The 23,784-nt window shown below is 47.7% G+C and carries 21 protein-coding genes and 3 tRNA genes; 16 read left to right on the plus strand and 8 right to left on the minus strand.

Features of this window, described 5'->3' with window-relative positions:
* Window positions 1-1,031: 1,031 nt before the first annotated feature.
* The gene (locus TWT_RS04800; RefSeq protein ID WP_155105120.1) at window positions 1,032-1,550 is read left to right on the plus strand and encodes a hypothetical protein; all 519 of its coding nucleotides are present in this window, start codon (window positions 1,032-1,034) and stop codon (window positions 1,548-1,550) included.
* A 183-nt stretch (window positions 1,551-1,733) separates the two neighbouring features.
* Here the strand turns inward: TWT_RS04800 and TWT_RS00810 are convergent, their stop codons facing one another.
* From TWT_RS00810 to TWT_RS05140, 3 genes are all read right to left on the minus strand, one after another.
* Window positions 1,734-2,504 (minus strand): hypothetical protein, encoded by a 771-nt coding sequence (locus TWT_RS00810; RefSeq protein WP_011096113.1) that lies wholly within the window; start codon window positions 2,502-2,504, stop codon window positions 1,734-1,736.
* A 1,494-nt stretch (window positions 2,505-3,998) separates the two neighbouring features.
* Window positions 3,999-4,163, minus strand: coding sequence for a hypothetical protein (locus TWT_RS04805; protein ID WP_155105121.1), 165 nt, complete (start codon window positions 4,161-4,163; stop codon window positions 3,999-4,001).
* A 318-nt stretch (window positions 4,164-4,481) separates the two neighbouring features.
* The gene (locus tag TWT_RS05140) at window positions 4,482-4,610 is read right to left on the minus strand and encodes a hypothetical protein (RefSeq protein ID WP_272940637.1); all 129 of its coding nucleotides are present in this window, start codon (window positions 4,608-4,610) and stop codon (window positions 4,482-4,484) included.
* Here TWT_RS05140 and TWT_RS05045 point away from each other — a divergent pair.
* From TWT_RS05045 to glmM, 7 genes are all read left to right on the plus strand, one after another.
* Window positions 4,558-4,851, plus strand: coding sequence for an Ig domain-containing protein (locus TWT_RS05045; protein WP_237696878.1), 294 nt, complete (start codon window positions 4,558-4,560; stop codon window positions 4,849-4,851). The two genes, TWT_RS05140 and TWT_RS05045, sit on opposite strands and share 53 nt — an antisense overlap.
* 146 nt (window positions 4,852-4,997) lie before the next feature.
* Entirely contained in the window at window positions 4,998-5,210 is a 213-nt protein-coding gene (locus TWT_RS04815; RefSeq protein ID WP_148224247.1) for a hypothetical protein, read from the plus strand.
* Between the two features lie 1,187 nt (window positions 5,211-6,397).
* Window positions 6,398-6,709, plus strand: coding sequence for a hypothetical protein (locus TWT_RS00825; protein WP_155105122.1), 312 nt, complete (start codon window positions 6,398-6,400; stop codon window positions 6,707-6,709).
* A 119-nt stretch (window positions 6,710-6,828) separates the two neighbouring features.
* The gene (locus tag TWT_RS04820) at window positions 6,829-6,981 is read left to right on the plus strand and encodes a hypothetical protein (RefSeq protein WP_155105123.1); all 153 of its coding nucleotides are present in this window, start codon (window positions 6,829-6,831) and stop codon (window positions 6,979-6,981) included.
* A gap of 1,094 nt (window positions 6,982-8,075) precedes the next feature.
* The gene (gene rplM / locus TWT_RS00830) at window positions 8,076-8,501 is read left to right on the plus strand and encodes a 50S ribosomal protein L13 (protein ID WP_011096114.1); all 426 of its coding nucleotides are present in this window, start codon (window positions 8,076-8,078) and stop codon (window positions 8,499-8,501) included.
* Window positions 8,501-8,965, plus strand: coding sequence for a 30S ribosomal protein S9 (rpsI, locus tag TWT_RS00835; protein ID WP_011096115.1), 465 nt, complete (start codon window positions 8,501-8,503; stop codon window positions 8,963-8,965). The genes rplM and rpsI overlap by 1 nt, the downstream gene beginning before the upstream one ends.
* Window positions 8,966-8,968: 3 nt before the next feature.
* A complete protein-coding gene (gene glmM, locus TWT_RS00840; protein WP_011096116.1) occupies window positions 8,969-10,330 on the plus strand; it encodes a phosphoglucosamine mutase in 1,362 nt (453 codons plus the stop codon).
* On the opposite strand, the gene TWT_RS00845 is transcribed toward glmM, so the two are convergent.
* The gene (locus TWT_RS00845) at window positions 10,305-11,060 is read right to left on the minus strand and encodes a type I pantothenate kinase (RefSeq protein WP_011102384.1); all 756 of its coding nucleotides are present in this window, start codon (window positions 11,058-11,060) and stop codon (window positions 10,305-10,307) included. The two genes, glmM and TWT_RS00845, sit on opposite strands and share 26 nt — an antisense overlap.
* Window positions 11,061-11,590: 530 nt before the next feature.
* Between TWT_RS00845 and TWT_RS00850 the strand changes: the two genes are divergently transcribed.
* Window positions 11,591-13,663, plus strand: coding sequence for a WND domain-containing WiSP protein (locus tag TWT_RS00850; protein WP_237696855.1), 2,073 nt, complete (start codon window positions 11,591-11,593; stop codon window positions 13,661-13,663).
* Window positions 13,664-14,442: 779 nt separating this feature from the next.
* On the opposite strand, the gene TWT_RS00860 is transcribed toward TWT_RS00850, so the two are convergent.
* The 3 genes from TWT_RS00860 to TWT_RS00870 all read right to left on the minus strand — a co-directional run bounded on the left by TWT_RS00860 (window position 14,443) and on the right by TWT_RS00870 (window position 14,679).
* Window positions 14,443-14,515, minus strand: a tRNA-Phe gene (locus TWT_RS00860).
* 5 nt (window positions 14,516-14,520) lie between these two features.
* Window positions 14,521-14,594: transfer RNA gene (locus tag TWT_RS00865), tRNA-Asp, on the minus strand.
* A gap of 12 nt (window positions 14,595-14,606) precedes the next feature.
* Window positions 14,607-14,679: transfer RNA gene (locus TWT_RS00870), tRNA-Glu, on the minus strand.
* 516 nt (window positions 14,680-15,195) lie between these two features.
* Between TWT_RS00870 and TWT_RS04575 the strand changes: the two genes are divergently transcribed.
* The 3 genes from TWT_RS04575 (at window position 15,196) to TWT_RS05145 (ending at window position 18,636) form a co-directional block, all read left to right on the plus strand.
* Window positions 15,196-15,300, plus strand: a complete 105-nt coding sequence (locus tag TWT_RS04575) for a putative Ig domain-containing protein (protein ID WP_166806547.1) — start codon at window positions 15,196-15,198, stop codon at window positions 15,298-15,300.
* 435 nt (window positions 15,301-15,735) lie between these two features.
* Window positions 15,736-16,908 (plus strand): C40 family peptidase, encoded by a 1,173-nt coding sequence (locus tag TWT_RS00880; protein WP_237696856.1) that lies wholly within the window; start codon window positions 15,736-15,738, stop codon window positions 16,906-16,908.
* A gap of 585 nt (window positions 16,909-17,493) precedes the next feature.
* Complete coding sequence (locus tag TWT_RS05145) at window positions 17,494-18,636, plus strand: hypothetical protein (RefSeq protein ID WP_193325073.1); 1,143 nt, start codon at window positions 17,494-17,496, stop codon at window positions 18,634-18,636.
* Between the two features lie 3 nt (window positions 18,637-18,639).
* On the opposite strand, the gene tgt is transcribed toward TWT_RS05145, so the two are convergent.
* The gene (gene tgt, locus TWT_RS00890; protein WP_011102389.1) at window positions 18,640-19,854 is read right to left on the minus strand and encodes a tRNA guanosine(34) transglycosylase Tgt; all 1,215 of its coding nucleotides are present in this window, start codon (window positions 19,852-19,854) and stop codon (window positions 18,640-18,642) included.
* Window positions 19,855-19,929: 75 nt separating this feature from the next.
* Between tgt and TWT_RS00895 the strand changes: the two genes are divergently transcribed.
* From TWT_RS00895 to nusA, 4 genes are all read left to right on the plus strand, one after another.
* Window positions 19,930-20,457 (plus strand): hypothetical protein, encoded by a 528-nt coding sequence (locus tag TWT_RS00895; RefSeq protein ID WP_011096414.1) that lies wholly within the window; start codon window positions 19,930-19,932, stop codon window positions 20,455-20,457.
* Window positions 20,458-20,459: 2 nt separating this feature from the next.
* Complete coding sequence (locus TWT_RS00900; RefSeq protein ID WP_044143948.1) at window positions 20,460-20,939, plus strand: inorganic diphosphatase; 480 nt, start codon at window positions 20,460-20,462, stop codon at window positions 20,937-20,939.
* A 337-nt stretch (window positions 20,940-21,276) separates the two neighbouring features.
* A complete protein-coding gene (locus tag TWT_RS00905) occupies window positions 21,277-21,858 on the plus strand; it encodes a queuosine precursor transporter (protein ID WP_230440419.1) in 582 nt (193 codons plus the stop codon).
* An 862-nt stretch (window positions 21,859-22,720) separates the two neighbouring features.
* A complete protein-coding gene (gene nusA / locus TWT_RS00910) occupies window positions 22,721-23,674 on the plus strand; it encodes a transcription termination factor NusA (protein ID WP_033799893.1) in 954 nt (317 codons plus the stop codon).
* Window positions 23,675-23,784 lie beyond the last annotated feature (110 nt).

Raw genomic sequence — 23,784 nt, forward strand, 5'->3', positions numbered from 1 at the left:
GGAAAAGCTATGCCTATCCAGCAGCATCTCTATATGTCACAGCCTCCTCAAGTCCACAACAAGCCAAGGTCTCCTTGGTCTTGTTGGCGCCGTCCTACCTGCCGCAGTAACCGACGTGGTTAGTAGAGCCACCCCACACGATCACCCAGATACCTCTTTGGCAACATAGGCGCTGCCATAGCCGGTGCCCTAGGCGGTATCGTAACCAATGCCCTAACCGGACTCGCAGGCCCCTTCCTGGATCAACATACGACACAACTAATCTCTCAGAATTACCTGTAACCCCCGGTGTGTTACGTGTAACTCCTGCCCGCATTACTGGTAACCCGCAACAGAGTAACCTGTAACCCCTGCCAGTGCAACTTGTAATACAGCCCGTAATCACAAACACATATCCGAGCAACATATACCCTGGCAGGTTCTGGCGGAAACACTGTGCCAAGTATCAGTGCTGCAACTTCGACTGTAGGTGGCACATACATATACCTTTACAGCCCTACAACCCCTCACAGATCTAAGAGAGCTACCACCAGACGATCATCCGGAAGCTTCTTGGGCAGCCTACTCGGACTCGTAGGCTCCCTCTTTGGTACATCTGCATCTCTATATGGCACATCTCTATCTAACCAAGCCAAGGTTTCCTTGGTGGCCTCCTACCCACCGTAGTAACAAGTCTGGTTGATGCCTACAATGCTTTTTACTCTGCAGCACATAATTCAGATGCATGTTATGACTGGAAAAGCTATGCCTATCCAGCAGCATCTCTATATGTCACAGGGTTACCTGTAACCCCCGGTGTGTTACGTGTAAGCTGTAACACGCACCTGCGCGACTGGTAACATCTGGTGCCGTGTTACGTGGTTACCTGTGTTGTGTTACAGGTTACCTATACCTGCGCAACGTGTAACCCCGGTGTGTTACAGGTAACTCCACACCCGCAACTGGTCACCTGTAACCCCAGGTGCAAACACTAATAAGCCCAACCACCCTAACCACATCCAGTCAAAAAACCCACACCGTAACCATCAATATTGATACCAGTAACCCTTGATAGAACCAATGGAACCACAACAACATATATCCAGACAGGTAACGACATAACCCTACCTATGGGCGCTGCAGTGTATGTTATGGAATTGTTTATTGTTGAATTGCACAGTTACGTATATTGGCTACACCATACAACCAAAGGAACCATACAAGGAAGCATACAAGGAAGCATAGATACAGGTGTTAGCCAAGGTATATATACAGTAGTAGTAACTGCCACTGCATCATCAACAACTGTTACTGCTGTATATACCCTTGTGCTAAGTAGTATGAAATTCTTCCAAAGGGTCAAATACTATATAACCAAGCCATTCAAAGCCATATACAGTTGGTTCTCTCACACTTGCACCCCAGTCCACCACACAACAAGCCAAGGTTTCCTTGGTGCTGTTGCCGGCGCCATCCTACCTACCGCAGTAACAACACTGGTCAGTATCTACCCCCACACAATCATCCGGATACTCCTGGGACAACCTAAGCAATATCGTAGCCGGTATTAACATCGTGGTTACGATATACCCACGCTGCCGCCCTTGTCCCCTGATGCTACTGTTACCGCCATCCTTATTACCTTTGCCAGTCATCCTTACCAGGTCTCCTTGGTGGTCTTGCAGGCGCCGTCCTACCTACCGCAGTAACCAGTAATTACCGTGGTCAGTAGGGGTCGGAGAGAGCTAATTGGTCTATTGAAAGTAATACAGCGTGAAGTATGACACAAATAACAGAGAACAACTAACAATAAGCAGCGCGATATTCAGTGTATTATACGATCTTGAGATCAACCTGGTGTCTATTTCGGCGCCCATCTCTGTGCCCACCTCTGGGGACGATATTGCAGAGGTGCAGCCTCTCGGTATTTCGCTGTGGCTAATGCTGAGCTGCAATGGATTTTTCTGCAACGGATCTTTTTCAGGGGCATTGTGTTTGTTGCATTCATGCCCGCCTCCATACTGCCCCTTTTCCCGTTCTTTTTCATCATCCAACCGGATCGTTCCTGCCCTCAGATTAGGGTGGATTTCCGAGGAATACGTTTGCCCAGACTGACTGACAGGAATTATTTCACTCCATTCACCGCTCAGTCTGGCCTCCTGAATTTCTGACTCTAACAGTCTTCCTCTTTTTATAATTCCCCAGCAGGAGATGACTTTGCCACTCTTTAGCTTCAAGGTCAACATGGGCGCTGCCAGCACTTCTTCTATATCATCGAAGGGAAGCCTCAACTCTCGCACTGGCCCTACAACGCGCAAATACTCCTGGTGTACTTCCAGTTTTGGAGAGGCAAAAAGCACGTAAAACGGAAGGCATGAACATACACACAGAATAAGAGCAAGCAGCGCATACTGCCATTCGGTTGCGATTAGGGACAGGATAACAAACATAACAGACAGGCAAAGCGTGAAAAAGAATATAACAAGGCACTGCCTGGAGCGTATGGTTTTTATCGGTCTATTCATGCGTTTGTTCGTGCGTAACTAATTCCTCTCCAAAGCTTACCCCTTACTGTTTCGATATGTGCACTAACGATGTATTGCACCGCCCCACACGATCATCCAGAGGCTTCTTGGAAGGCCTACTCGGTGGCATAAGCAATGGCCTAGGCTCCCTCCTGGGCACAGCAGCATCTCTATCTAGTACAGCCACAGGTGTATCTATAGGTCAGAGTACTATAACTATTACACCCAACGCAAGAGGTTCTCCAACCAGTTATATAGCTACACCTACAGGTGCTACATCAGGTGGAGCTAATGCCGCATCTGGCATATGTTACACAAATGTTACATATGTCTAAGTATCAGTGCATACCTGAGCACGATACCAACCTCACACAGATCTAAGAGAGCTGCCCGCACACGATCACCCAGAGGCTTCTGGGACAACCTAGGCAATGCCCTAAGCAATATCGCAGGCGGACTTCTGGGCTCCAGTACTACACCATCTCTATATGGCACAGCCTCAAGTCCACAACAACCCAAGGCATCCTTGCAGGTCTTGCAAACGCCGTCCTACCCACTCAAGTAACCAGTCTGGTTAGTAGGGGAGTACTGTAACTATTACACCCAAGTCAAAAGGTGCCCCTTTATCCGGTTATATAGCTACACCTACAGATGCTACATATGGCATATATGACATATATCTAAGTATCAGTGCATACTTGAGCAAGACTTACAACCTCTCACAGATCTAAGAGAGCTGCCCGCACACGATCACCCAGAAACATCTTTGGCGACCTGCTAGGTGGCATAGGCAATGCCCTAAGCGGATTCACAGGCAGCCTCGTAAACTCCTTCTTGGATCCACATCAACCACCCAGTTACCCCATACACCTAACACAGGCTCTGGCAATGGTGGTGTGGTACGGATTACACTGTGCTGTGGATTAATGGACAGGTTGCGGGTGGCATATCCCCTGTACCAAGTGTTTATGGTGTGACCAAGTGTTAGTCCTGTGACTTCGTCAAATGGCGGCGAGAAATATGTATGGCGAGAAATATGTATGGCACAGTATCAGTGCCACGGAGGTAAATGGCATATTCTTATACCCAACAAATGTACTAACCGTGCTAATACAGTGCGGACCAGGTTATCCATCACAGAAGTAATCTAGACAATCCACCCGCACACGATCACCCAGAGGCCTCTTTGACGGCCTACTCGATGGCCTAAGCGGACTCCTGGGTGGATCTGCATCTCTATCTGCCACAGCTTCCCGCAGTAACAACACTGGTTAGTAGAGCCACCCCTACACGATCATCCAGAGGCCTCTTGGACAACCTAGGCAGTGCCCTAGGCTCCCTCTTTGGTACAGCAGCATCTCTATCTAACCAAGCCATTCAAAGCTATATACAGTTGGTTCTCTCACACTTGCACCCCAGTCCACCACACAACAAGCCAAGGTCTCCTTGGTCTTGTTGCAGGCGCCGTCCTACCCACCGCAGTAACAACACTGGTCAACAACCGTGGTTAGTATCTGCCCCCAGGCAATCATCCGGATACTTCTGGGGCGACCTATTCGGCAACATAACCAGTGCCGCAGCCGGTGCCATAACCAGTGCCCTAAGTGGACTCGCAAACTCCTTCTTGGGCTCCAGTACCACACCATCTCTATCTGCCACAGCCTCCTCAAGTCCACAACAACCCAAGGTTTCCTTGGTCTTGTTGCAGGCGCCGTCCTACCTGCCGCAGTAACCGACGTGGTATCTAATCTGCTGGGTAATCTAACAGACACATCACTAACCACGCACACCCACACAGCACACCCGCACAAATGCTAACGGTATAACTGTCATAAGCGCTTACCATGGCACTGTGCCAAGTGTCACGCACTTCCACGAGTTAAATGTGTCATGAGTTACTGCACCTGCCTATTCTTCCCCTGCTACAACCCTTACTAGCACAATTGTTATTGCTGCGGTACTAGCTGCAACAACCTCTCACAGATCTAAGAGAGCTGCCCCCATACGATCACCCAGAGGCTTCTGGGATAGCATTACCAGTGGCCTAGGCTCCATCTTTGGTGGATCTGCATTTCTATGTGGCACATCTCTATCTAACCAAGCCACAGGTCTACCTAAAGGACTAACCCTTAATTCCTCTGGAACCATAACAGGAAGTATAGATACAGGTGTTAGCCAAGGTATATATACAGTAGTAGTAACTGCCACTGCATCAAAAACATCAATTGTTAGTGCAACATATACCCTTCTTGTTACCAGTACTACACCATCTCTATCTGGTACAACCATGGACTGTCTAACAGTAGGTGCGGGTAAGTGTATAGACAAACAGAACCGACTGCAGTAACAGGGTTACCTGTAACCCATACCTGCGTTACCGGTAAACCGTAACCACAAACATATATCAGAGCAGGTTCTGGCAGAGTACAGTGCAACACGTGACACACCCACACAGTTACCCTGTGGAACTACACATCTGCTGGTGCGGGTGGTGTGCCAAGTATCAGTGCATACCTGAGCAAGATACCAGACTCACACAGATCTAAGAGAGCTGCCACCAGGCAATCATCCGGCAGCATCTTTGGCAACCTACTCAGTGGCATAAGCAGTGTCCTGGGCAATATCGTAACCAAGGGCAATATCGTAGCCGGACTCGAAGACTCCATCCTGGATCTGCATACGACACAACTAATCTCTCAGGTCTAACCTGTAACCTATACCAGCACAACCCGTTACCTGTCACACATACCTGCGTAACTGGTACCCGCTTGTGTTGTGTTACGTGGTTACCTGTGGTGCGCAACCTGTAACCTCTGCCCGCATTACTGGTAACCCGTAACCGTGTTACCTGTAACCCCCGGGGTGTTACCTGTAACCCTTACCAGCAAGACTTGTAATACAGCCCGTAATCACAAACATATATCCGGGCATGTGCTGGCAGAGCAACACACACGGCTGCACGATACTTCACACAAATTTACAACCCCTGCAACCTCTCACAGATCTAAGAGAGCTGCAACCACACGATCACCCAGGAGGCATCTTTGGCAGCATAATCGATGGCATAGCCGGTATTAACATCGTGGTTACGATATACCCACGCTGCCGGCCTTGTCCCCCTGATGCTACTGTTACCGCCATCCTACCTACCGCAGTAACAAGTCTGGTTAGTATCTGCCCCCACACGATCATCCGGCAGCATCTTTGGCAACCTACTCAGTGGCATAAGCAGTGTCCTGGGCAATATCGTAACCAAGGGCAATATCGTAGCCGGACTCGCAGGCTCCATCTTTGGTGGATCCGCATCTCTATATGGCACAGAGTAATCCATCGCACCCCAGTCCACCACACAACAACCCAAGGCATCCTTGCAGGTCTTGCAAACGCCGTCCTACCTACCGCAGTAACAAGTCTGGTCAACAACCGTGGTTAGTATCTGCCCCCACACAATCATCCGGAGGCCTCTTTGACGGCCTACTCAGTGGCATAGGCTCCCTCTTTGGTACATCTCTATCTATCACAGCGCAACCTGTAACCCCTGCTATGTAACCTGTAACCTATACTGTGCAACCCATTACATGTAACACATAGGCATTGGCACAACCATAACCATATACACAACAACACCTGTCAGCTTATCTGTAACAGGTTTTATAACCAGTTACACAATAAGCCCAACCACCCTAACCACAGACAGTAACACCGTAACCATCAATATTGATACCAGTAACCCTTGACAGAACCAATGGAACCATAACAGGAAGTATAGATACAGGTGTTAGGACAGATTACTGTTAACACGGATTACACTGTGTCAAGTATCAGTGGCACACCTGACCCAAATGGCACAAACACTGTGCCAAGTATTAATGCTGTGACTTCGCGTGGAGCAAATGGCAGTGGCACATACACACCCTTACGCAATAAACCCAACCACCCCAACAGACACATCCAGTCAAAAAACAGACACCGTAACCATCAATATTGATAAAACCAATGGCAATATAACAATCACCCCAAGTATTGTGCCTGGAACATATACAGTAACTATTACTGCAACTGCACCTTCCTATACTTCCTCTGCTACAACCCTTACTAGTACAAGTGTTAGTGCTGCAGTATCAGTTGTACAATGTACACCTAACATAAGTGCTGGCAAGGGTGATGTGCCAAGTGTTACTGCTGTGCCATGGATAACACTGTGACACAGCATCAGTGGCACGTTTGGCTCAAATGACACATATCCTGTGCCAAGTATTTATCCTGTGACTTTGACTGTAAATGGCAGTAAGACACCACCCCCACACAATCCCCAAGATACTTCTTGGATAGCCTAGCCGATGGCATAGGCAGTGCCATAGCCGGTGCCATAAGCAATGGTCTAGGCAATATCGTAACCAAGGGCAATATCACAGGCGGACTCTCAAACTCCATCCTGGGCTCCAGTACCACACCATCTCTATATGGCACAGAGTAACCTGTAACTGTGTAACCTGTAACCTCTGCCAGCGCGACTGGTAACCGTGTTACATGTAACTCACCCCAGCACAACCCGTTACGTACAACCCCTGCCAGCGCGACTTGTAACCGCTTGTGTGTTACAGGTTACTCCACACCCGTAAGCGGTAACCCCCGGTGTGTTACTGCCGGTCTTATCCCCTGATGTTACTGTTACCGCCATCCTTATTACCCTGCCAGTCACCCTTGCCGGTCTTGCAGGCACCGTCCTACCCGCCGCAGTAACAACACTGCCCCCGCTAGTGTTACAAGACCTTTGCTGACCTTACCCCTGTTATGGGTATCCGCGCCGCTGTGTATATCTGTGTCACAGTGTATATCACACTGCAGTAACCATACCAAGTGCCACAATTAGCACTGTTACCTCCACTGTCACTGCCGCTGATAGTCTTACCCTCTACTGTTACCCTTACCAGGTCTCCTTGCAGGTTTTGCAGGCGCCCTCCTACCCGCCGCAGTAACAACACTGGTTAGTATCCACCCCCCACACAATCATCCGGATACTCCTGGGGCAACCTAGCCGGTGCCATAGGCGGTATCGTAAGCGAACTCGTAAACTCCCTCCTGGGCTCCAGCACCATCTCTATCTAGTACAGCGCAACCTGTAACCGTGTAACCTGTAACCCACACCCGCGAGACCTATGGCGTATGAGCTGCATGACCTGTAACCCCTGCCTGTGTTACATGCAACTCCACACCCGTAACGTTGTGTTGCATACCCGTGCGCGCAACAGAGTTACTGGCAACCTCCGGTGCGTAACCTGTAACCTATCTCTGCACCGACCTGTAACGCCCCGGTGTCACTGCAGGCCTTATCCTCTGATGTTACCCTTACCAGTCATCCTTGCCACCGCCCTCCTACCTGCCGCAGTAACAACACTGGTTAATGCCTACAGTGCTTTTTACTCTGCAGTGCTTTTACTCTGCAGTATGAAGTTTTAGACACACCTCTAAAATGACACACAATCTGTCACTCAGATAGACTTTACTCGCATTTGTAAATCACGTAACATGCGATAGAATCCTCAAGCAGCGCTTTTCGATTGGGGATTGATGTCTTCTAAGCAGTGGGTTTTGGTTGACGCCAAGGATATGGTTTTGGGCCGTCTTGCCACCCAGGTTGCAGTTTTGCTGCGGGGCAAACACAGGCCCACTTACGAGCCTCATCTTGACACAGGTGACTGTGTCATTGTAGTGAATGCCGCTCTTATCCGCGTGACTTCGAATAAGCATGCTAAAAAAGTTTTCTACACTCACTCCGGGTATCCGGGTGGACTGAAAAAACGTGGCTTTTCTGATGTATTTCAAAAAAGCCCGGAGAGGGTTCTGGAAAAAGCTGTTAAGGGGATGTTGCCAAAAAACAAACTTGGCAGATCGGTTTTTCGCAACCTCCGGGTCTATCCCGGGCAGGATCATCCGCATGCCGCGCAGAAGCCATCTGTCTATGCACCTACTAGGGTTGCGCAGGTGCTCGTCTGATGGTACCCCCACAGAGGGCAAAAAACGATACCTCATCTGCCCCGGACTCCGCGGCAGAGACTCGCGGGCCTCTTGTTTCCTCCGGTTCGGGTCTGGGGCGCCGTAAGAGTGCAACAGCCAGGGTTTACCTCTCTCCCGGTGAGGGTGTCTTTGTTGTGAACGGTCGCGATATCAACGAGTATTTTACGAGCAAATTGCATAGGCAGTTTGCCTGTCAACCCCTGAAAATTCTGGACTTATTGGGTAGCTACGATGTTAAGGTTACCCTCCACGGCGGCGGCGCTTCCGGACAGGCTGGTGCCGTGCGGTTGGGCATCGCCAGGGCACTGAACACAATCGACCCTGAGAATAACAGGAAGCCCCTCAAGTCTGCCGGTTTTCTAACCCGTGACAGTCGGGTGAAAGAGCGCAAAAAAGCCGGCCTGAAAAAGGCCCGCAAGGCACCTCAGTATTCGAAGCGTTAGATATTGGCCAGGCTGTTTGGAACAGATGGCATACGGGCGCTGGCAAATGGTGATTTGCTCACCCCAGAACTGGCCATGGCCGTCGCCCGCGCCGCCGCCGTCGTCTTTACCCATGGCCGCGTTGCAAAAAGAAGGCAGGTCTTAGGCAAGCGACCGGTAGCTATTGTTGCGCGCGATCCCAGGATATCGGGTGATTTTTTGGTAGCGGCAATTTCCGCGGGTCTTGCCAGCTCTGGGGTAGATGTTCTCGACGCTGGGGTTATTCCAACTCCAGCCGTAGCCTTTTTGGTAAAAAACGCAAATGCTGACTTTGGATTTATGATATCCGCATCTCACAACCCGGGTTACGACAATGGTGTAAAGATATTTGCCCATGGTGGGGTGAAACTGCCCGATGTAGTTGAAGACCGCATTGAATATTTCCTGGATAAACAGAAACTGTCACCGATTGGTTCAAAGGTTGGCCGGATAACACGTTTTGTTGATGCAGAGGATCGATACCAAATGCATTTACTGTCAACCTTGTTCACCAGAATAGACGGCGTGAAAGTAGTAATAGATTGTGCCAATGGCGCAGCGTCTGGTGTTTCACCAGATGTATTTAAGTCTGCTGGTGCTGCGGTGAAGGTTATTTGCGCAGACCCGAACGGCGTTAACATAAACGATGGTGTTGGCTCGGCATACCCAGAAAGACTTAGGGCAGAAGTTATTCGTAACTCCGCCACTCTCGGCCTTGCTTTTGACGGCGATGCTGATCGCTGCATCGCGGTTGATTCAAACGGCAACACGGTCGACGGGGATCAGATAATGGCAATTTTGGCCAGGTCAATGCAACAGCGCGGCACACTACGGAATAAAACCCTCGTTACAACCATTATGAGCAATATTGGCCTTGATCGCGCCATGAAAAAACTCGGTATCAACCTTAAAAGAACGCAGGTTGGCGATAGATACGTCATTGAGGCCATGACCCAAGGGGGATTCAATATTGGCGGGGAGCAAAGCGGCCATATAATCCTATCTGATTATTCAACCGCCGGTGACGGCATTCTTGCGGGCCTGCATCTATGTGCGGAAATCATTCGAACCGGTAAAAGCTTGACGGATCTAGCTAGCATCATGGAGATTGTCCCGCAGGTCACGGCAAACATAGAAACAGATGATCCAACAACCCTGCTGAACAACAAAAAAATTCGCCATGAGATATCACGCATTGAAAAATCTCTAAAGGGTAGAGTTGTAATTCGTCCAAGTGGCACAGAACCTCTTATCCGTATTATGGTCGAGGATTTAAATCCGGAGAAAGCGGAGCGCGCCTGCTCGCATTTAGCAGATTTTTTCAAACAGGAAATCCAGAAGAGCTAGCTTCATTTCTGTAAAGTATCATTTTATGTCTCGGATTTTTATACACAATAAAGTCTGCCGTATGTTTCACTGGCAAAATATTTTCCGTGAAGTTTTTTCGGTTTACGTCGCGCCAAACTTGTTTTAGCATTTTTATACACTGTCTTCTGGGGAGATTCGCATACTTTCGAAAATATGTGTTTTTCTCATGTTGCGCCCTCAGTTCAAAAAATCTTTTTACATACCATTTGAATACAGATCTCTTCGGTGCTTCAATATAAATACCCAGGTCAACCACTGTTTTTACCGGATGCCGCATAACGTTTAGCCCTTCAATGATTAATATTTCCGGCTTATTAACAGTTTTTATCACCCCCGTTACATCATGGATCGGATGTGCATACTGTCTTATCCCAATCGTTTTTGCCCCAGCTTTAATATTTTTTACAAGTGATGCGAGGTGTGCGGTATCATACGACTCAGGAAATCCCTTTTTAAGCATCAGCCCCTTTTGCTCCAGGATTTTATTTGGATACAAATATCCGTCAGTTGATATAACCTCAACACTTATCCCATCCAACATTTTGGCTAGATCGCTTGCGAGTGTAGATTTACCAGCAGCAACAGAACCTGTTATGCCAATGATAAAACTTTTGCCAACCTTTCCTCTTTCCCTAACCCTCTTTCGTATATCCTTTAGCATTTCGGTATACGTTTTTGTTATATCTTTCTTGAACACTTCAATTCCCAAATAACTCTTTCATATAAATTCATATCTAATAGATTTGAACATATGTCTGAGTGTATGTTATTATTGAAGCGCATCTCTCTCTACTGCAGGTGTGTTTGCACCTCGCAGGTGTATCACAAAACTTAATACGTATAACAAACATACACAACCGTGTATGTAGTAAACACATGTGTAACGAACATATGTTGTACATACATGTATTACAGTACATACATGTATTACATATGTGACTTACACATGTAACATACATAAAACATAAACATAAAACATAAGGGGACGGAAAGGTAAGGACCTTACGTGTTGTTATAACAATACGTTCATAACAACACGTAGAACTGAAAGATTGGGGCGCGTCGGCTTATACAGAGGTCGGGGTGATTCTCATATCTATATGAGAATCACATACCAATAGACTGTGCTGTAATAGTTATGCTGTGTAAACTAACAACACTGTGTAATTAACACATTTACTGAATAACACTGTAGTATTTATCTCTGTAGTGTTAAGAGAGAGAACAAGTAACATGTATATGAAAAAACAATATAGACACCCTCTCTCTTACCTCACCAAAGCCTTTACCTTACTATTAACCCTTCTCCTCCTATCATCCCTACAATATGAAACAGCCTTTGCCAGACAGACACCTCCTGCTCTATCCCTCCTATCATCTGTTTCATCTACATCTGTTTCATCTAATACCAAATACACAAGAGTAAGTAATACAAATACACAAGAAGTATGTGTAACAACTAACACAAATGTATCTCTCCTAATAGATCCTGTTACAAGCAGTACAAAACAAACCCTGTCCTGCACCCCATCTCTCTTACCCCAACCACAGACACATATATATGTCCCATACACAGATACATCCTCATACCTATATGTCCCATATATAACCAACACACATATATCTCTCTATTACACAGATAAGAAAGCAGATCCATCATCTTTCCTAACCTTCCCTCATACAGACATAGCAACCCCATACGGAGATGAGAAAGTAATCTCCATAACAAAGACAACAACCAATCTCATAGCTCTCCTAACAACCCGTAACATCTTCTTCTTTGACATACATGTAACAGAGAAACCAAAGATAACTGTTCCCATACACAAACAGATAGATAACACATATCTCTCAGACATACCATCACTCAGAAACTCCAGATACACCTTCTCTCTAACACACCCAAACAAAGACATAACCATAGATAGATACACCGGACAGATACATCTCTCATCCCTACCAACATCTCCCATAACAGCCATAGCCATAAACAGAGACACAACCACCCATATCACCTATGCATTGGCTGATGAACCCCGTGTTCGCACGAAGAGACGCGGTATATATCGTCCGCGCCCGCATGGTAATGGTCTTTTCGCTGGTCCGTATAACTGTAATGTTGGCCTTTTCTCTGATAGCAACAAGCCAAATTGCCCCAAGCCACCACCTCCACCACCAAGGCCAAAGCCACCAAAGCCAAAGCCGAGTTTTACGTCAACTCTCTTGGGTGGGCATAATAATCAGTGGACTGTTTCTTATGGAACTCAGCTTCTAACCCCTGATGTGAAGCCTGTAACAACCACTGTTACACAGGGTCAGACAGTATCCATTTCTCCAACATGGTCAACACCATATAAACATTTCACGACAAGAGTCACCAAAGGCCGTGACAGTCACGACATCACCATGGGTCTTGTTCTGAATGAATATTTCACTCCTACCAGCTTTCACGGCACCACTCAACCTTATCCCTTACCCTCAGGACTAACCCTTAATACAAGCAATGGAGAGATAACAGGGTCTATAGATAAGGGTCTTGCACCCGGTTTATATACGTTTGCTTTGACGGTGAGACTAAAAACCACTGCAAGATTTGGTGGAATGCATACGTTTACCCAACGCACGTCGCGTAATTCTATCGGTATCACTGTTACGTACAATATCTATGTAACCTCAAGAACTTCCAGTTCCACCTCTACCACTGTTACACAGGGTCAGCAAGTATCTGTTTCACTACCTACCACCCTATCCTCCTACACATTGACCCCTGTAGGTTCCGCTGGTACATTACCCTCAGGACTGTCCTTTGCCAATGGAACCATAACAGGAACCCCAACTATTGCGCCCGGCACATATACATACACAGTTACATATGGAACTACCACAACAACCACAGGACTTTTCCTTGATCGCTCTTCAGACCAGATACTACTGACGGGTATATGCAACAGCTGCCACCACAGTTTGCGAACCGGCCTTGTGAAACCCTCGCCCTACCCGATCTATGTAGCCACCACAGGTATCGCAACCCCTATTGCTGCAACATACACCTATGTCTTTACTGTTTCTCCTTCTCAGACACCCAAGCCTCCCGCAGCAAAACCTGCTCCTGCAAATACTCAGGCAACCTCATCAGCACAACCCCCTGCACAGTCCCCTGGTAACAAGCCGACCGAGACAACAACACCTGACAAGAAACCCGCAGCACCACAGAATGCCGCGGCTTATCGCTTACCATGGTGGTGGGCATTAATTTCCGGACTAATTTCCCTGTTAGCCCCTGTAGCTATTGCCCTTCCCCTCCTCTTATGAATATATAAATAAACCTTATTTATCACACACTAAGCAGTAAAATATGCTAGAATTGCCACACACTGATAGATCTTACAGACGTGGGTTGTTATGAGTGCGAGGGGTGTAATTATGGTTAAGGTGGTAGCTAGATGCATGTGTGCGCTGTTTCAAACCCCCCAAAACAGAAAACAAAACAGAAGGGGGGGGGATTGCCAACATCGCCTAACCCTCTCTCTTACCTCACCAAAGCCTTTACCTTACTATTAACCCTTCTCCTCCTATCATCTATCTCTCCCGTATCTGCCAGACAGGCTACTGAGTGTATCCCCACCATCGGTTGTTACAATACGGGTAGTGGGCATGTATGTACTGCGATGGGTATAGATCTCCCAGGATGTCCATCCAGAACACCGGCCAATATAGCGTCTGCAAATGCTAAGGCGCAACAGCATCGTGCATTACTCAATCCCGGATCGACCACCTCACCAAAGCAGCCCTCATCCACTGCTGCAAATACTCAGGTAACCCAGCCTGCTACTCAGGCAACCCCATCAGTACAGTCCCCTGCCGCAGCCACACATTCATCCTCTACCCAGACCCCTTCTGCCGAAACCAGACCTGTAGCTCCATCGGCACCTGCACCTGCTGCTCCACCATCACAGCAACCTGATAACAAATCGACCGAGACAAAAACCCACCTACCATGGTGGTTAGTGATGATCACTGGATTATCAGGTCTATTACTAGGATCTGGACTGGCTGCCCTCCCCTTCCTCTTATAAAGAGAGATACAGTTGTGGCTCCGACCGGTATCGATCCGGTGACCTTTCGATTTTCAGTCGAACGCTCTACCAACTGAGCTACAGAGCCATGAGCGACCCTGACGGGACTCGAACCCGCGACCTCCGCCGTGACAGGGCGGCGCGCTAACCAACTGCGCCACAGGGCCAAAGAATAAGGGTGACCCCAACGGGATTTGAACCCGTGCTACCGCCGTGAAAGGGCGGGGTCCTAGGCCTCTAGACGATGGGGCCAGAAAGATGGAAATCATACAGAATGAACCTTCCTACGTTCTATTACTATATACGTATCTATATCAGAGAACCGATGTATCTGTGATATATACGACACAACTAATCCCACAGAGTTACCTGTAACCCCCGGTGTGTAACCTGTTACATCTGTTGCAAACACTAATAAACCCAACCACCCTAACCTGCTGCAGCAAAACCTGCTCCTGCTAAACTTGCGCAACCCGCTGCTACTGAGCTGCCCCCACACAATCATCCGGAGGCCTCTTTGACGGCCTACTCAGTGGCATAGGCTCCCTCTTTGGTACATCTCTATCTATCACAGCGCAACCTGTAACCCCTGCTATGTAACCTGTAACCTATACTGTGCAACCCATTACATGTAACACATAGGCATTGGCACAACCATAACCATATACACAACAACACCTGTCAGCTTATCTGTAACAGGTTTTATAACCAGTTACACAATAAGCCCAACCACCCTAACCACAGACAGTAACACCGTAACCATCAATATTGATACCAGTAACCCTTGACAGAACCAATGGAACCATAACAGGAAGTATAGATACAGGTGTTACACCTGGAAAATATGTTGCAATCATTACTGTTACCCAGTAATAGTGTTTACTCCTCAACCGCAGTAACAGAGTAACCTGTAACCCCCACACCCGCAACCTGTAACCCCTGCCCGCGCAACCCCCGGCGACACCAGCCCACATGTAACACAGTATTACTGTGTCATGTGTGTGGTTACCTATATATACATAATCTGAATTATCAAGACTAAGATGCATGTCTGTGTGAATGAACAAATGTTCTCAGGTAAGTATTTCAGGCAGATGTTCCTTGTTAAGTGATTAAAATACGATGCCTGAAGGCCCGAATGCCGTTACACATATGTATTATCCACGTATTTATGTATTATCCACATAATAAGGCACAACAGCACTTTAGGTAATTATCAAGGTAATTATTACTATAATTGACTCCGCTGTGGGTAGATGTGTTCGTCGATGCTTTATCGTTGCTCTTGTGTCGGTTCTCTGTTCGTCGATGCTTTTTCAGACATCTGTGGCTGCCGACCCTACGGGCGAACCCGTTCCTCCTGGATATCCGAACTGGAATGATGTGGAGCGCGCGCGACGCAATCAGGACGCCAAACGTCGTGAAGTGGAAAATATAACAGGCTTGGTAATGGCCTTGCAGGATAGGGTCAATCAGGCTGTAAGGGCTGCTGCCATATCTGCTGAACGATACCAAGAGGCAAAGATTAAGCTTGAAGATGCATCGCGCAGATCGAAGTCTTTTGCTGAGCTTGCAAAAAATAGTTCACTCAAGGCCGACCTGTCGAAAAAGGAGGCTGGCCGAATGATAGCAAATCTTTACAAGCGCGGTTCCTCTAATATGAGCCTGTTTTTTTCACGCTCTGAAGATCCTGAAAATCTTCTTGAAATGCTAACTCTGATTGATCGTTTTGGTGGTCATTTTGATGAGGTTTACACGCGCGCAATTAGGGATGCTAATGATTCATCGGCTTTGCGTAAACAGGCCGATGCTGCTCATATCGATTTTGAAAAACTTGCTGATGAATCGCAGCGCGCCTACGATGCGGCGCAACATGCAAGACAGGCTGCAGCCTCGGCTGTAGATGAGCAAAAAGCGAGGAGCAAGGTTCTCCTGGCACAGTTGGCTGTGTTGCAAAATACAACTCAGGAGGTACAAAAGCGGTACCTCGCCGGCGTACGGGAGAGGCGGGAAAGAGCTGAAGCCGCACGCCGGCGTGCGGCCCTGCGTGACAAGGGTAATCATGCGGCCGCTACAGCCCTTTTGTCGAATAATCCCCCGAGGTCCTCTGCTGTTGCAAAAGTTCTGAATTTTGCCAGGCGTGCAATCAACCTTCCTTATGTATTTGGCGGGACGGGCAATCCCGGTTATGACTGTTCTGGTTTAACTCTTATGGCTTATAGAGCCGCCGGTATAAATATCGGTTCACACAGTGTTAACAGTCAGTATTACACAGCCCGTGCCAAAGGCCAGCTTGTCAGTTATGAGAATAGACAGCCCGGAGATCTTCTTTTCTGGGGCAGTGGTCCAGGCAGTTTCTATCACAATGGCATTTATGTCGGTAATGGAATGATGATTGCGGCTCCTGACTTTGGGGATGTTGTTAAACTACAGCCGGTTTGGGGAATCCCCTGGCTTCAGGTTGCGCGCCCTGCCCAATAGAGTTTTGCCCAATGGAATCTTGCTTGTCTCTGCATGTGTTATTTTCTGCAAATCGCCCTGTATCTGTGTTGTCTTGTATCTGTTTTGTCAGATCGGCCATTGGCACTTATTTCTTCGCCTATTACCGTCTAATGCAATTGAGTGGTTAAAATACTGCCAGATTTGCCTAGTGTTAACCAGGCCTGCTGCGTCATGTATACTCGTTCATGTACTTATACCCAGGGAGGCCCAGATGGCGCGTGTGTCTAATTTGTATACCACTAATGTAAGGACCGATCGCTCGATAGGATCGAAAACCTTCAAGGTGCTTACATCTCTTCTAATAAAATCTCTTGTTCTGACGCTTTGCGTCCTAGTCTTCCAACAACCCACGCATGCACAGACACCTGTCGTATCTACCCCCATAGTTCAGGGGGGGGGCATTCTCTAGCTGAAGAAGGTCGTCCCAGAACCAAGAGGTGGACCTGGTCTGGCGTTGGCAGTACCCTTTGGGGTGGCATTAAGGGTGCTGCCGGGTACTTGGCGCATCCATTTGGAGGCGGCACGACTGACACTGTAACCCAATCAGCACAGCCTACAGTTCCCGTGGCACCTGCACCTGCAGCACCATCGGCACCAGCTCCTGCCAAACCAGCTCCTTCTGAAGCAACCCAGGCTGCACAACCACCAGCAAAACCCGCCGCAGCCACACATTCATCCTCTACCCAGGCTCCTTCATCGGCACCCAAGCCTGCTGCTGCCAAGCCTGCGCCTGCAAAACCCGCTGCAGCAAAGCCTGCTCCTGCCAAACCAGCTCCTTCTGAAGCAACCCAGGCTGCACAACCACCAGCAAAACCCGCCGCAGCGAAACCCGCACCTGCGAAACCCGCTGCTACTCAGGCAACTCAGGCACCCAAGCCTGCTGCTGCCAAGCCTGCGCCTGCAAAACCCGCTGCAGCAAAGCCTGCTCCTGCCAAACCAGCTCCTTCTGAAGCAACCCAGGCTGCACAACCACCAGCAAAACCCGCCGCAGCGAAACCCGCACCTGCGAAACCCGCTGCTACTCAGGCAACTCAGGCAACCAAACCTGCTGCTCCTGCAAAACCCGCTGCAGCAAAGCCTGCTCCTGCCAAGCCTGCTCCTTCTGAAGCAACCCAGGCTGCACAACCACCAGCAAAACCCGCCGCAGCAAAACCCGCCGCAGCGAAACCCGCACCTGCGAAACCCGCTGCTACTCAGGCAACTCAGGCAACCAAGCCTGCTGCTCCTGCAAAGCCCGCTGCTGCAAAGCCTGCCGCAGCCACACATTCATCCTCTACCCAGGCACCTTCTCAGGTAACCAAGCCTGCTGCTGAAAAGCCTTCATCCACTGTTGCAAATACCCAGGTAACTAAGCCTGCCGCTGCCAAACCTGCGCCTGCGAAACCCGCTGCAGCTAAACCTACTCAGACAACCCAGGCTGCACAGCCTTCTTCCGGTAATTCTGCCGAGCGATCTGACAGTGTTCAACCCAATAATAGTGCGCAACCCAATAGCGAAGAAAAATCTGCCGATTCCTCCAGTTCTACCAGCGCCACCGAAACCAGGCCTGTTTCCGCTAAAGAACTCGGGAAAGCTGTTGAGAAAGCGGTTGTTAGCTTGATTGTTGGGGTGGTATCTGCTGTAGTATCTGGAATATTCACGGCGATCTATAGGTGGTACTCTAAGTTTTACAAGTGGTACTCTAAATTTTCTGCCAAACAAGCGTAGCGATTACTTATAGTATTCGCGCAGGATTTTACCCTTGTATTCCCGGAAGTACCCTTCGTCTATGGCCTTCCTTGCCCCGTCGACCATACTGACAATAAAGTACTCATTATGAATAGAGGTTAAAGTCGCCGCACACATTTCTTTTGCCCGAAAGAGATGATGTATATACGCTCGCGTGAAGTTCGAACACGCATAACACGCACATCCCTCTACAAGAGGAGAGAAATCGTTTCTGTACATTTTACGCCTCAGATTCTTCCTCCCGGAAGGTGTGTAGAATGCCGTATTCCTTGCAACACGTGTCGGCGAAACGCAGTCAAATGTGTCTATACCAGCTTCAATGGCATTCATCAGATCATTGGGCTCTGATATACCGAGAAGATGTCGCGGTTTCTCCTCAGGTAATTTTCTTGTGCACCAGGTTATTATTTCCCTTATGCGTGACTTTTCCAATGCCCCACCTATTCCAAAGCCATCAAATCCCATTTGCCCAAGATCTCTACATGCTTTCTCTCGAAGATCTCTGTAATTAGCACCCTGTATCACTGCAAACAGCGCCTGATCTTCCTTGGAATGCTGATTTAAGCACCGTTCTGCCCAGAGTCTGGTTCTCTCAAGTGCGTATTCCTGTACCGCTCGTGAATCATCCAGGGTTGTTAGTTGGTCAAATGCGAAGATTATATCCGCGCCGATCTTGTTCTGTACTCTTATGGACTCTTCAGGCGTAAACCTGTGTTGTGAGCCATCTATGTGTGATCTAAACCAAACGCCTTGATCATCAATTCTTATGAGGCTTGTTTTCCGTATATTACTCTCCCATGTATTATCCGGCACCTCCATAGAAATAACTTTTTTACCTCCACGACCGAGGCTCATCACTTGGAAACCGCCTGAGTCTGTGAAAGTTGGGCCGTTCCATGACATGAACCTGGAAAGGCCACCTGCTGCTGCGATCGTATCCGGCCCCGGCCTAAGGTATAAATGATACGCATTGGCAAGTAGCCCCTGCGCACCCAATTGTTTCATCTGTTCTGGCAGAACACCCTTTATACTTGCTTTGGTTGCAACAGGGATAAAGGCTGGTGTATGTATCTGTCCATTACATGTGCTGATTATCCCCGTTCTCCCATACTCTGTTTGTTTTAGAACAGAGAACATACTCCATCTCCCTATACTCCAGCCAGTGATATAATTGCCCCACACGGGTAAGTCAAGCATAAATAAAAGACGTAAATAACAAGAATAGTAAACGTGATTACTAAGTAATGTAATAACGAATGGAGTAGCTACACGGTGAAGAAAGCACTTGTCACTTTATCTTTTCTAACGCTCATAGTAACTACACAACAGTCTGCCTTTGCAAGCCCCAGACATGCAGGTCTTGGTGATGCCCTAGGTAATGTCTTCAACCATATAGGACATACAGTAAAGAAAAAGGCAAATGAACTCAAAAATACAGTACAGAGAGAAGCTAATAACTTCAAACATACAGTACAGAGAGAAGCTAATAAGTTTGAGAACACACTCAAACGTGCTGGACAGAGTGTCCTTCAGGCAGGTGCTGATGCAGTCGTAAAGGCAGGTGTCAAGGTTGCCCAGCAAGCAGTTGCCCAGAATGCCCAAACCATACAGACCCAAGTACAGGCTGTCAGTGACCAGGCAAGCACCGTTGCAACCAGTCTTCTAGCCCAAGCAAACCAGAGTGTAGACCAGGTTCTGGGTAAGGTAAAGGTAGCTGCACGTAACGCTGCCATTACCTTAGTTGTTGCAATTATCTCTGCAGTCTCCTCTTGGTTTGCTATTACTAAGTGGTTCGCTTAAGGATGCAGACACTTACTGCTATTGTTGAGATTCCCCGTGGCAGCCGCAGTAAATACGAGATAGATAAGAAAACAGGTCGTCTTTTCCTAGATCGTGTCGTATCAACTGCATTCGGCTACCCAACAAATTATGGATTCATCGAGAACACCCTAGCCCTTGATGGTGATCCAATCGATGCCCTAATACTTGTTCAGAACCAGCTTTTCCCCGGTGTTGCCCTACATATCCGCCCTGTTGGTGTCCTCCATATGACTGATGATGGTGGTGAGGATGACAAGGTTCTATGTGTTGCCCTGAAAGATCCTTACTGTGATCATATAAATGATCTAGATGATGTACCAAAGCATGTGCTAAACCAAATAGAGCACTTCTTCCAACACTACAAAGATCTAGAAGAAGGTAAATGGGTAAAGCTTGGTGCCTGGAATGGTAAAGATAAGGCCATAGAGATTATCACAGAAGGCCTATCCCGCTTCAACTAATAATCCTGTGTATGAGCCTCTGCAGGTATCAAACTAGCAGCATCCTTATCTGCAAAGATAATAGTCTCTAACCTTCCCCTTACACCAGCTATAGGCAGCTCTAGGACATCTGCCCCCTCTAGGGCGCTTTTGGTTGCAAAGCATCTTCTGGGCGATGCGCGGATACACTTAGTCTATTGGGATTGTATATAATTCCGCGCCCCGATACATGCATTTTAGGGTATACAGAGCGGACGACACCTCGCTTCAGAATGCAGACTTGAGAGTAATAGAAAAGTGAATCATGCAGTTTTACAAAAAGCACGCGGATAGCATTTACCCGGCTTGCACGGCGACCATGGCGGTGCTGGTAATCGTAGCAAATATTGGTGCATCAAAGGCCGTTGTATTTGGGCCCGTTCTGACAGACGGTGGGTTTTTTATATTCCCCCTTGTGTATCTGATAACGGATATTGTTACGGAGTTATTTTCTTTTAGAAAAGCGATGAATATGCTTTTCATAAGTATTATTTTGTCCTCTCTATCATCACTTCTGTTTTTTATTATTGTTCTATTGCCCGGATCTGTGTCAGCTGCGCAGCACCAGATAGCGATGGAAACAACCTTGCTGCCTGCTGCTGGAATTGTATTCGCCAGTCTCTTATCTTTTTTGGTAAGTCAAGCAACCGACGCATTTGTTATGTCTTTTATGAAACGTCGGTTTTCTGGAAGGCATATTTTGTTCAGAATTATGGGTTCGGGCGGCATCGGTCAGTTGCCGGATACGATTATATTTTGCAGTATTGCTGCGCCACTAATTGGTATTACAAATTTTGATGATTTTCTAATCTACACAGGGTTTGGATTTTTTTACAAGCTGTGCATGCAGTACCTATTGTCTCCGCTCGGTGCGCTTGTTATTGTTTTGCTGAAGAGATAATTCCCAAACCCTTTAAGGGCATCTTATAAACATTTAATTCAAAGGATTACCCGTTTTGTGTCAGTTGTGACGGATTCGCTACACTCATTTCGAAGTAGATACACACTCTTTGCCACACAGTTATGTACAGGGACATATCCAGATAACAGCGCAATATCCAGTCAACAGGGCAAAAAACAATACTGTGTTACCTAACAACAATGGATATACACGGGAAGTGGTAACCCAAACCAGTCATACAAACCAGTCACGGGGCATGTCACAGAGTGCTGTCAACCTAATCATTACTGCTTTGGGTAAGTCATCATCTACCACACAGACATGGATTGTCCTAACCGTAGGTGCAGGTAAGTGTATAGACAGACAGAGCCAACTGCAGTTACAGAGTTACCTGTAACTGCGGTTGCGTAACCTGTTACTCACCTGCGCAACTGGTACCCGCTTGTGCTGTGTTACGTGATTATCCCTGTTGCGTTACATGTCACACGCACGCCCGTGAACCGGTAACCTGTGTTGTGTAACATGTAACTCACACCCGTGTTACCTGTAACACAGGTTACTTGAGACGCCCATACACAATCATCCAGATACCTCTTTGGCAGCATTACCAGCGACCTATTCAGTAGCCTACTCAGTGGCATAACCAATTCCCTAAGAAATATCGCTGTTGTAACACATGTAGAGCACGGCAAGACAACCCTGATTAGCGCGATATGCTTTGTTATCCTCAGTTACCGATTGGGGTAGTATACTGGCTACGTACACTGTAGATCATGGTGGCACACCTGCGCCCGTAAATGGGCACCTGAAGCCTCTATGTGTGGATGTATGAATATGCTGGCCTTGATGCACTGAGGTGCATATGAAGATTGATTTATCAGTTCTGCGTGCGGTTGAGCGCGAGCAGCGTGTCGCTTTTGATGATCTAGTCCGCATCGCTGAGCAGGCGGTTGTTATGGCTTACCTTAGACATACTGGCCTGGAGGATGCGGATCTTGTGAAGGCAAAGCTCAACCGCAAGACCGGCGAGATCGATCTGCGCGTCAAACACGATGGCGATTTTATCCCGTACAAATCAGATGCTTTTAGCCGGATGGCTGCCACTGCAGCCAAGCGTGTTATAACGAGCAAAATGCGCACCCTTAGTGACGATTCGACGTTTGCCCGATACAAAACAAAGATCGGCACCGTCCTGTCTGGAGTTATTTCGCAGAGTACTTCTCAAAACTTTAGGATGGTTTCTCTCGATCGTCGGACAGAAGCAATTTTACGCCCTGAAGAGCAGATACCTGGTGAGGAATACCCGCACGGTAAGATGGTCAAGGTTTATGTTACTGATGTTACACTGGGCCCCCGGGGGTCTAATGTTTATGTTTCACGAACCCATCCTGGCCTGATTAACGGTCTGTTTTTACAAGAAGTGCCAGAGATCGCCTCCGGCACTGTGGAGATTGTTGCTGTTTCGCGAGAGGCAGGTCATCGTACAAAAGTCTCTGTCAGGAGTAATAGCAAGTCAACAAGTGCGGTGGGTGCATGTGTTGGAGAGTATGGCTGCCGTGTGCGTGCTGTTACCTCGGAGATCTGTAATGAAAAGATAGATATAATAAGTTACTCTGATGATCTTGGTCAGTACGTGGCAAATGCTATTTCTCCGGCGACTGCTGCTGATGTTTTTGTCTTAGATTCTAGACAGAAGGTTGTTCGTGTGTATGTTTCGAAGGAGGAGTACTCCCTTGCAATTGGCAAGGAGGGTCAGAATGCCAGGCTTGCTGCTCGTCTGACGGGTGCAAAGATTGATATCAGGATTGACGAGTAGGTCTTGGCGTATGTGTGCTGTGTATCTATCAGATGTATTTGGTGTATTTTATGCAAATAACATATATCTTGGTAACGTAGCGTGAATACAATGACGAGTGTCTGAATGAA

Origin of the sequence: Tropheryma whipplei str. Twist, from assembly GCF_000007485.1 — a bacterium.
Classification (GTDB): domain Bacteria; phylum Actinomycetota; class Actinomycetes; order Actinomycetales; family Microbacteriaceae; genus Tropheryma; species Tropheryma whipplei.

Bases quoted from the DNA above. Each gene is read 5' to 3' on its own strand.
- TWT_RS00810 (WP_011096113.1), bottom strand. From the start codon at position 2,504: ATGAATAGACCGATAAAAACCATACGCTCCAGGCAGTGCCTTGTTATA.
- TWT_RS00825 (WP_155105122.1), top strand. From the start codon at position 6,398: ATGGCAGTGGCACATACACACCCTTACGCAATAAACCCAACCACCCCA.
- rplM (WP_011096114.1), top strand. From the start codon at position 8,076: ATGTCTTCTAAGCAGTGGGTTTTGGTTGACGCCAAGGATATGGTTTTG.
- rpsI (WP_011096115.1), top strand. From the start codon at position 8,501: ATGGTACCCCCACAGAGGGCAAAAAACGATACCTCATCTGCCCCGGAC.
- TWT_RS00850 (WP_237696855.1), top strand. From the start codon at position 11,591: ATGAAAAAACAATATAGACACCCTCTCTCTTACCTCACCAAAGCCTTT.
- TWT_RS00880 (WP_237696856.1), top strand. From the start codon at position 15,736: ATGCTTTTTCAGACATCTGTGGCTGCCGACCCTACGGGCGAACCCGTT.
- tgt (WP_011102389.1), bottom strand. From the start codon at position 19,854: ATGCTTGACTTACCCGTGTGGGGCAATTATATCACTGGCTGGAGTATA.
- TWT_RS00900 (WP_044143948.1), top strand. From the start codon at position 20,460: ATGCAGACACTTACTGCTATTGTTGAGATTCCCCGTGGCAGCCGCAGT.
- TWT_RS00905 (WP_230440419.1), top strand. From the start codon at position 21,277: ATGGCGGTGCTGGTAATCGTAGCAAATATTGGTGCATCAAAGGCCGTT.
- nusA (WP_033799893.1), top strand. From the start codon at position 22,721: ATGAAGATTGATTTATCAGTTCTGCGTGCGGTTGAGCGCGAGCAGCGT.